The 8,659-nt window shown below is 67.5% G+C and carries 8 protein-coding genes and 1 pseudogene; 3 read left to right on the top strand and 6 right to left on the bottom strand.

Translation table 11 applies throughout. From position 1 onward, the window contains the following. Positions 1-1,426 (bottom strand): MMPL family transporter (locus LI94_RS18915; protein ID WP_046302160.1); only part of this gene is annotated, 1,426 nt, incomplete at its 3' end. A 67-nt stretch (positions 1,427-1,493) separates the two neighbouring features. Here LI94_RS18915 and LI94_RS18920 point away from each other — a divergent pair. After that, positions 1,494-2,120: a hypothetical protein gene (locus LI94_RS18920; RefSeq protein WP_046302161.1), complete on the top strand. Its 627-nt coding sequence runs from the start codon at positions 1,494-1,496 to the stop codon at positions 2,118-2,120. 1 nt (position 2,121) lies between these two features. Here LI94_RS18920 and LI94_RS18925 read toward each other — a convergent pair whose 3' ends face one another. From LI94_RS18925 to LI94_RS18935, 3 genes are all read right to left on the bottom strand, one after another. Continuing rightward, positions 2,122-2,793, bottom strand: a complete 672-nt coding sequence (locus LI94_RS18925) for a maleylpyruvate isomerase family mycothiol-dependent enzyme (protein ID WP_046302162.1) — start codon at positions 2,791-2,793, stop codon at positions 2,122-2,124. Positions 2,794-2,924: 131 nt separating this feature from the next. Further along, positions 2,925-5,885 (bottom strand): MMPL family transporter, encoded by a 2,961-nt coding sequence (locus LI94_RS18930; protein ID WP_239651271.1) that lies wholly within the window; start codon positions 5,883-5,885, stop codon positions 2,925-2,927. After that, entirely contained in the window at positions 5,882-6,328 is a 447-nt protein-coding gene (locus LI94_RS18935; RefSeq protein ID WP_231384015.1) for an MmpS family transport accessory protein, read from the bottom strand. The genes LI94_RS18930 and LI94_RS18935 overlap by 4 nt, the downstream gene beginning before the upstream one ends. Before the next feature lie 123 nt (positions 6,329-6,451). Between LI94_RS18935 and LI94_RS18940 the strand changes: the two genes are divergently transcribed. After that, positions 6,452-7,069, top strand: a complete 618-nt coding sequence (locus LI94_RS18940) for a TetR/AcrR family transcriptional regulator (protein WP_231384016.1) — start codon at positions 6,452-6,454, stop codon at positions 7,067-7,069. Positions 7,070-7,195: 126 nt separating this feature from the next. On the opposite strand, the gene LI94_RS18945 is transcribed toward LI94_RS18940, so the two are convergent. Both LI94_RS18945 and LI94_RS18950 read right to left on the bottom strand, forming a co-directional pair. Continuing rightward, entirely contained in the window at positions 7,196-7,645 is a 450-nt protein-coding gene (locus LI94_RS18945) for a hypothetical protein (RefSeq protein WP_241178615.1), read from the bottom strand. Between the two features lie 56 nt (positions 7,646-7,701). Beyond that, complete coding sequence (locus tag LI94_RS18950) at positions 7,702-8,343, bottom strand: methyltransferase domain-containing protein (RefSeq protein WP_046302163.1); 642 nt, start codon at positions 8,341-8,343, stop codon at positions 7,702-7,704. 55 nt (positions 8,344-8,398) lie between these two features. Between LI94_RS18950 and LI94_RS18955 the strand changes: the two are divergent. Further along, a pseudogene (locus tag LI94_RS18955) lies at positions 8,399-8,659 on the top strand (B-box zinc finger protein); the annotation flags it as partial.

Raw genomic sequence — 8,659 nt, forward strand, 5'->3', positions numbered from 1 at the left:
TGTGTATAAGAGACAGTGCCGGGGCGGCGTCGAGCACCGCAGACCACATGGTTCGGCCGGTCTCGGACATACCCGTCTGGACCACCGAGACGACGCCCGGAACCGCGGTGATCGCCCGCTTGAGCTGCTGCGAACGGGCGGTGGGGCCGATCACGACGGTCGGACTGGCCGCACCGTCCGGAAAGTGCGCTGCCAGCGTGTCGAATCCGGTCACCGAGTCGGCCTGTAACCGGAACTGCTCGGTCTGCGACAACCCGATACCGGCGCCCAGCAGGCCGGTGGCCGACACCGCCAGGACGGCGATCGCCGCCGTGCACACCACGGCCGGGCGGCGCGAGACGGCCGCGGCGACGCGGTACCACGGGCCGGCCGGGGTGGCTCCATTGTCGACAGCCCGGGGAATGAACGGCCAGAACACCTTCCGGCCGACCAACGCCAGCAACGGGGGTAAAACCAACAGCACGAATACGGCGGCCACCACCAGCCCGCAACTGGCGCAGATCCCCAGGCTGCGGGTACTCGGGGTCACCGCCAAGATCAACGTCAGCAGAGCCAGCACCACGGTCGCGTTACTGGCCAGGATCGCCGGGGCAGCGGCGGCCACCGCCCGGCGCAGCGCGGTCCGATGGTCGGGCTGTGAGCGCAGTTCTTCGCGGTAGCGCGAAATCAGCAGCAGCGCATAGTTGGTGCCGGCCCCGAAGACCAGGACGCTGGTGATGCCTGCGGTGGAGCCGTCAAAGGTCACGCCCGCGGCGCGTGCGACATCGGAGCCCACTACGGTGGCCACCCGATCGGCGAACGCGATCACCAGCAGCGGTACCAGCCACAACACCGGCGACCGGTAGGTGACGATCAACAGCAGTGCCACCACCAGCGCGGTGACCACCAACAGGGTCACGTTGGCGCCGGTGAAGGCATCGGCGATGTCGGCGCCGAACGCCGGCCCGCCGGTGACGTGGGTTGACAGCGTCGGAGGCAAGCCGTCGGCGGCCGCCGCTCGCAGGGCTTTGACCGCATCGGTGAGCTCGAAGCCGGACAAGTCGGCAGCCAAGGGCACCGTCGCCAGGGCCGCCTGCTGATCGGTGGACAGCATCGCCGGCGGTGCCGGGCCGTCGAGCACTTGGGGCACCTGCGTCATACGGTCACGTGCGGCATTGACCGCTGCGACGTCGGCCGGCGTCAGGGGCCCACCATCGCTGCGGGTGGCGACCAGCAGCGCGGCCGCCTGGTCCCCACCGGCGAAGGTGGACTGCGCCGCGGCGACACGGGCGGATTCGGCGCTGGGCGGCAGCGCCTCGGGGGATTGTGTCGCGGACGCGTTGTCGTTGCCGAGCGCCATCAGTGCGACGGCGATCAGGATCGGAACCAGCGCAACGAGCCAGGAACGGCGGGCGCTGACCGCCGTGGACAAGCGCTCCCACAGCATCCGGCGAGCATGGCACCGAATCAACGGCCAAACAACCGAATGCCCTCAGATCGCCTACTGTGAGCTCGTGCCCGGCCGTGCGAAGACAGCGATCTCGCGCCGCATCTTCCTGCGCGGTGCCGCCTGGTCGGTGCCGGTTTTCGGCCTAGCGTTCGCCGCCCCGCGCGCGCTGGCGGCGCCGGCGGGTTCGCCCGGGTGCGGCGATCCGCACGAGCTGATCGACAACTGCGCAGTGGAGCTGCCGGAGGAATTCAGCTGGACCAGCTTCTCCACCACCAGGGCGATCGGCGGTGGAACCAACTACGCGATCCAGTTCACCACCAGGATTCAGCCCGGTCCGCCGGTGCCGGCGGACGCCACCGGCTACCGCATCGACAGCCTCAGCATCGCCGGCATCAGGCCCGACGGTTCGGCGTTCTCGGTGGTGCCGTCGATCGGCGAGACCGGTGACCGGGCGATCTGGATCCGGACGATGGACTCGTCGCTCGGATTCGTGCTGGATGTGCCCTGGGATGTCAAGCACTTGGTGCGCACGTTCACCTACACCTACAACGTGGTCTACCTCAATTCATCCACCGAGATTCAAACCTGTACCTACGTCACGACGATGCGACTCGCCAACAACGGAGCCGTCGACGGCGGGGTCGGTTCGGTCGCGTTCTCCCCGCCGCGGTTGGCCTCCTGCGGCGTATGAATCAGCAGACCGGTATCGGCTGATCGTCGTCGCGGTGGCCGAAAATCCCGAAGCTGTCGATCAGGTGCGCCGACGGCTCGGGCGACCAGTCCCATCCGGCGATCTGACTGCGGGAGCGCCTGCTGAACAGCCCGCGCATCAGCTCGTAACCTTCAGCCCGCAACACGGTGACGGATTCACCTGAACCACACCGCCACTGCTGCCCCAGCTCGTCGCTGATCACCAAGGTGCTGGTGTCGGGCAGGCGTCGGCCCGGCAGATAACCCAGGACGTCCAAAAACGGCTGCCAGTGTTCGCGGTCGATCCGCGGCAGGACCAGCGCCTCGCGCAGGTCGGCTTCATGGCAGATCGCGTCGGCGGCGAGGTTGGGCCCGGTGAACCGCTCCGGCAGACTGGCCTCGACCGCCGGGGAGGCGCGCTCCCATTCGTCGAGCAGTTCCTCAACCGGGCGGTCGCGACGTTCGGCAACGTGCCGCGCCGTCCACGAGTCACCCGGCGCGCCATCGAGTCGCTGCGCCAAGACGTCCGCGGCGCCACCGGTGAGGTGGGCCAACACGTCGTGCACCGACCATCCCGGTGTCGCCGGAACCGGGAGCTGCAACTGGTCCTCGGTGAGCCCGGCCGCCAGGCGGCTGATCCTGGCGCGTGCGGCCCGGTAGCAGGCGTCAAGCAAGGGAGCTTCCTCTCCGCACCGCCGCAGACGTACCCGAATTGACCATCGCAAGCCCCGCTCCGTGACGCACGGGACCCACGATACAGACAAATTAAGAAAAATAAGAACATCTTGGCGTAACAGTAAGATCCTTAGCCGGCGGGGACGGCCGGCGGTGCCATCGGGGCCGGTGGCTTCGGCGCGGGCGTGAAGGTGTCTTCCTGTTCGGCGGCGGCAGTCACGGTGGCCGCGCGCTCGGCGCGGGCGGCGGACACGGCCGTGATCGGGGTCGGGCGGCGGTGCACGTTGATCGGCCACCAGAACCACCGGCCGAGCAGCGCCGCGATCGACGGGGTGATGAGGCTGCGGACGATGAACGTGTCGAACAACAGGCCCAATCCGATCGTGGTGCCGATCTGGCCGACAGACCGCAGGTCGCTGGCGATCATCGCGATCATGGTGAAGGCGAACACCATGCCGGCCGCCGTCACCACCTTGCCGGTGGCGCCCATCGCCCGGATCAGCCCGGTGCGCAGGCCGGTGGCAGTGCCGCTGTTGATCTCTTCCTTCATCCGCGAGACCACCAGCAGGTTGTAGTCCGACCCCACCGCCAGCAGCACGATCACCGACATCGCGATCACCAGCCACTGCAGTTCGATGCCGAACACGTACTGCCACAACAGCACTGACAACCCGAACGAGGAGGCCAGCGAGAGCACCACGGTGCCGACGATCACGATCGAGGCCACCAGCGCCCGGGTGATCAGCAGCATCACCACGAAGATCAACACGATCGCCGCGATCGCCGCGATCAGCAGGTCGTAGTGCGCACCGGTCGCGATATCGGCGTAGGTGGCTGCGGTTCCGCCCAGATAGAACTTCGCCTTGGCCAGCGGCGTGCCCTTGACGGCTTCCTTGGCGGCTTGCAGTTCGGCGCCGACGTGCGAGATGCCGTCGACGGTCGCCGGATCGGTGTCATGGGTGATCAGGATGCGGGCCGCCGAGCCGTCCGGCGACATCATCAACTCCATCCCGCGCTGGAAGTCGGGACTGTCGAACGCTTCCGGCGGTAGGTAGAACATGTCGTCGTTGCGGGCGTCGTCGAATACCTGGCCCATCACCGCGGCGGTGTCGGTCATCTGCTCCAGCTGCGTCACCACCTGGCTGAAGCTGCTGTGCATGGTCAACATCAGGTCGCGCATGTTGGTGGTGATGGCGATCATCGGCGGGATCTGATCGGCGATTGCCGGGGTGATCTCGTCGACCCGGTCCATCTGCTGGGCCAGCGCCGCGGTGTTCTCCGCCAGTTTGTCGAAGCCGTCGGTGGCGTCGAACGCCGCTCGGAACGCGTTGCAGACGCCGATATCGAAGCAGTGCGGCTCCCAATAGAAGTAGTTGCGCAGCGGGCGGAATTGGTCGTCGAAGTCGGCGATGCGGTCTCGGACCTCGGCCATGGTGCCTTCCATGTCGTGGGTCGCCTCGTCGGTGCCGTGGGTGGCATCGGAGAGTCGCACGGTGAGCCCGTGCAGCCGGTCCATCACCGTGATCATCGACGAGAGCTGGTCGGCCATGGTCTGGGTGTCATCGAGGCGGGCGCGCAAGAACTGCAGGTTCTCGGCCATCGTGACGCCCTGGGCGCTGATCTGGAACGGCACCGATCCATGTTCCATGGGCGGGCCCAGCGGCCGAGTGATGCTCTGCACCCGTTCGATGCCTGCAACCCGGAAGATGTTGCGGGCGATGCGGTCCAGCACCAGCATGTCGCGGGGATTGCGCATGTCGTGATCGGATTCGACCATCAGCATGTCGGGGTTCATCCGCGCGGAGCTGAAGTGCTTCTCGGCTGCGGCGTAGCCGATGTTGGACGGTACGTCGGCCGGGATGTAGTGCCGGTTGTCGTAGCTGGTCTTATACCCGGGCAGCGCCAGGACGCCCACGGCGGCAACGGCACTGGCAGCGGCCAGGATCGGCAGGGGCCATCGCACCACGGCGGTGCCCACCTTGCGCCACCCGCCGGTGTTGGCGACCTGCTTGGGGTCCAGCAGCCCGAAGCGGCTGCTGATCGCGAGGACCGCCGGAGCGAAGGTCAAGCCCATCGCCAGGATGGTGAACATGCCCAGAGCGCAGGGCACCGCCAGGGTGTTGAAGTAGTTCAGCCGGGTGAAGTGCAGGCACAGCATCGCCCCGGCGATGGTCAGGCCGGAGCCTGCGATGACGTGGCTGACGCTGGACAGCGTTGTGTTCTGGGCGGTCTCACGATCCTCGCCGGCATTGCGTGCCTCGTGGTAGCGCCCGATCAAAAAGATCCAATAGTCGGTTCCGGCCGCGATGGCCAGCGCGGTGAGGATGCTGACCACGAATGTCGAGATCGCGAATGCGTGGGAATCGCTCAACACCGCGATCAGTCCGCGGGCCACGCTCATCTCGGTGACAACCACTGCCAGCCCGATCAGCGTGGTCGCGATCGAGCGGTAGACCACCAGCAGCATCACCGCGATGACGGCCATGGTGATACCGGTCATCTTCACCATCGAGGCGTCGCCGGCCTCGTTGGTGTCGGCGACCAGGGCCGCCTGACCGGTCACGTAGGAACGCAGACCGGCTGGTGGGTCGGAGTCCTCGACGATCTTGCGCACCGCGTCCACCGATTCCACACCCTGTGCCGAGCCCTGGTTGCCCGCCAGATGCACCTGCACGTAGGCGGCCCGGCCGTCCTCGCTCTGCGAGCCCGCCGAGGTGACTCGGTCGCCCCAGAAGTCCTGCACGTGCTCGACGTGGGTGGTGTCGGCCCGCAGGGTCGTCACCAGCTCGTCGTAGTAGCGGTGGGCGTCTTCTGCTAACTCGGCGTCGCCCTCCAGCACGATCATCAGCACGCTGTCGCTGGTGAACTCACCGAACTTCTCCCCGATGTGCTTCATCGCGATCACCGACGGCGCGTCCTGCGGGGAGAGCGAGACGGCGTTGCGGGCGCCGACGTTCTCCAGTTGCGGCACCAGCAGATTGGTCGCGGCGGCCGCGGCAAGCCAGAACAGGATGATCGGGATGGCGCACGCGCGGATCAGCCGCGGGAACCGCGGTGCTCCCGGGCCGGTCGGGCTGTGGAGGCCGCTCATGCCGCTTTCACCACGCAGAACGCCGCGGCGCTGTGGCCATCGGACTGGTGCTCGTCGCGCAGTTCGCCGTTGACGGTGATCCGGCAGCCCAATTCGTGGCCGTCACCTTGCGCCATGACGTTGGCGAACACGCTGGGCTGCGTGGTGGTCAGGGTCAGCGACCAGGGCAGCGAGTGGAACCGGGTCTCCCGGGACTGGGCGCGCTCGTCGACGTAGCTGACCATGCCCGACGTCGACTCGGGTCCGTAGAGCTCATAGGTGACGTACTTCGGCACGGTGGAGACGATCTCGCCACCGGCGCCACGGGCAACCGCCGCTCCGTCTGCGCCGAATACGCCGTGGAGCCGGTAGATGACCAGTCCGCCGATCGCGGCGACCGGCACGATCACCAGCGCGATCCACAGCCGCTCGAGCGGACCGCGCAGCTTTTCCATTGCCCTCATGACGCTTAACCTTACGACCGTAAAGAAACGCGTGTAAAGTTAAAAGGTGCCAGCTCACACTTGCGCGGAAGATGTTATGCGGAACGCAGGTGGGGACAACTCACAGACCGTTAGGATCACCGCGTGCCCACTCCCCCTCGTCGGCGCAATATGCGAGGTCACGGCGCGCTGCTGCGCGACGAGATCCTGGCCGCCGCTGTCCGGGTCATCGATAGCGCGGACAGCGAGGCGGAGGTTTCGCTGCGCCGCATTGCCCGGGAGGCCGGTATCGCAGCGCCGTCGGTGTATGCGCACTTCGACGACCTGGAGCGGGTCCTCGAGTCGGTCGCCGAGTCGAGCTGGGTACAGGTCTCCGAAGAGATCGCCGAATACGTCCAGCAGGCCACTGACCCGCGGGAACGCCTGCTCATCGGGTGTCGGGTGTACGTGTCGTTCGCACAGCGGCATCCACTGCGCTACGCCCTGATGACCCAGGATGGTCACGCTCCGCCGGCGGCTCGCCGGGCGCTGGCCGTCGTAACCCGAGGGTTGCTGGCCTGCCGGGGGGAGACTCCGGTTTCGGACTCGGATCCCGATTCGGACCGGATCGCGGCGGCGTTGTCGGTTGCGCTGCACGGTGTCGCGATGCTGCATCGCACCGACACCCCGAATCTGTGGCTCAGTGATTTCAGCACCGACGAGGTGATCGGAACGCTGGTTGACGGCGCAACGTTACTGCTGGCCGAGGCGGAACGAGTCTGAGCTGACGGCCACGGTGGCCTATCAGCGGTAGCCGCAATACCCGGCGCGACTTCAGGTGGCTTTCATTGGGCGCTCAGCTCAAGCGGCCCTACGCGCCCGGTCGAGTGGGTGCCGGCGGCTCGAGCGCTAACCGCCGCTGGGAGCGGGCGCCGGGGCCGGGGGCCGAGCCTGCGGCACGAAGCCCTTCAGCACATCGGGCAGGCCCACCGATTGCTGCGGCACCGGTGCGCAGGTGGGCGGACATTCGGTCAACTGCCAGGTCTGGCAGCGGTCGGTCCGGAAGGTGGTGTCGCTGGGCTCGATCAGCACAACCTGTGGCTTTTTGGTCATCGCGCTGTCGACGACCTTGTCGCCGCTGTTTCGACGCCAGTAGCAGGCGTTGCCGTCGCGGGGGCCGTCGGAGCGGTAGGTGCCCGGCACGATGTCCTTGCCGACCGCGAAGGTGCCGTCGGTGTCGATCACCTGCTTGGGCGCGGGCGGGGGAGGAGGGGCCGGATCAGCCCCGGCGACTCCGGCCGCGGTGAACCAGGTCGCCAGCGCGATCGCCGTCGTCCCGGCCAGCTCCATTGATCTCATACCTAACGAAGGTACCGCCACGCAATAACGGGGGACGGTCGTCACCGGCCGGCTGCCTACGGCTTGACCCCGACGGTGATCAGATCCGACACGACCAGCGTCCATGCCGGACGCGCCACCCGATGCTGGTCGGGAACGGTAAAACCGGCGTCGGTGAACAGCGTGCGCATCTGGCTGGGCGTCGGTTGACGCGCCGGATTCCACCGGATCCCGGTCAGCGCCTCGAGTGGGTCGGACAGCCGGGGGCTCATCGCCGTGACCGCCGCCATCCCGCCCGGCGCCAGCACCCGGTAGAACTCCCGTACCGCGGCCGGCTGGTTGAAGAAGTGAAACGCCGAGCTGGTGACCACCGCATCAAGCGCGCCGTCGTCAAATGGCAATTGCTCGGCAGGCCCGGTCAGCCACTGCACGCGCGACGAACGCTCTTGCGCCTCCTTGAGCATTCCGTCGGACATGTCCACCCCGTAGACCGCCTCCGGGGACAGCTCACGTTCGATGTGGTCGGCCAGGATGCCGGTGCCGCACGCGACGTCGGCGACCCGGGCCGGCTTGTGCGACCGTAGCGCGGCAATCAGCTCGTCCTGGGCCGGGCGATAGACCCAACGTTGCAGGAATCCGGTGTCATAGGCGGGAGCGGCGAAGCTCCAAAACCGGGTGACTACGTCGTTGAACGCTTGGCGCGGAGCTTGAGACGACATGGCGTGAAATCTACGCCGCGGTGCTCGGGCAAGCGCGCTCTGAGAGGGTATAGCCATGACCGTCTGCTATCGGCACCCCGACCGGTCCACCGCACTGCGCTGTACGCGGTGCGACCGCTACATCTGCGGCGACTGCATGCGCGGCGCCTCCGTCGGCCAGCACTGCCTGGACTGTGCGCACGCCGGCGCCGCACCGGGGCGCCGGACGAACGTGCTCACTCGGGTCGTCACCGGCACCCCGGTGGTCACCTACGGGCTGATCGCGTTGAGCGTGCTGGCCTTCGTCGCGCAGTTGTCCTCGCACGAGCTGGAGTCC

Origin of the sequence: Mycobacterium sp. UM_Kg27, from assembly GCF_000972905.1 — a bacterium.
Lineage (GTDB): Bacteria > Actinomycetota > Actinomycetes > Mycobacteriales > Mycobacteriaceae > Mycobacterium.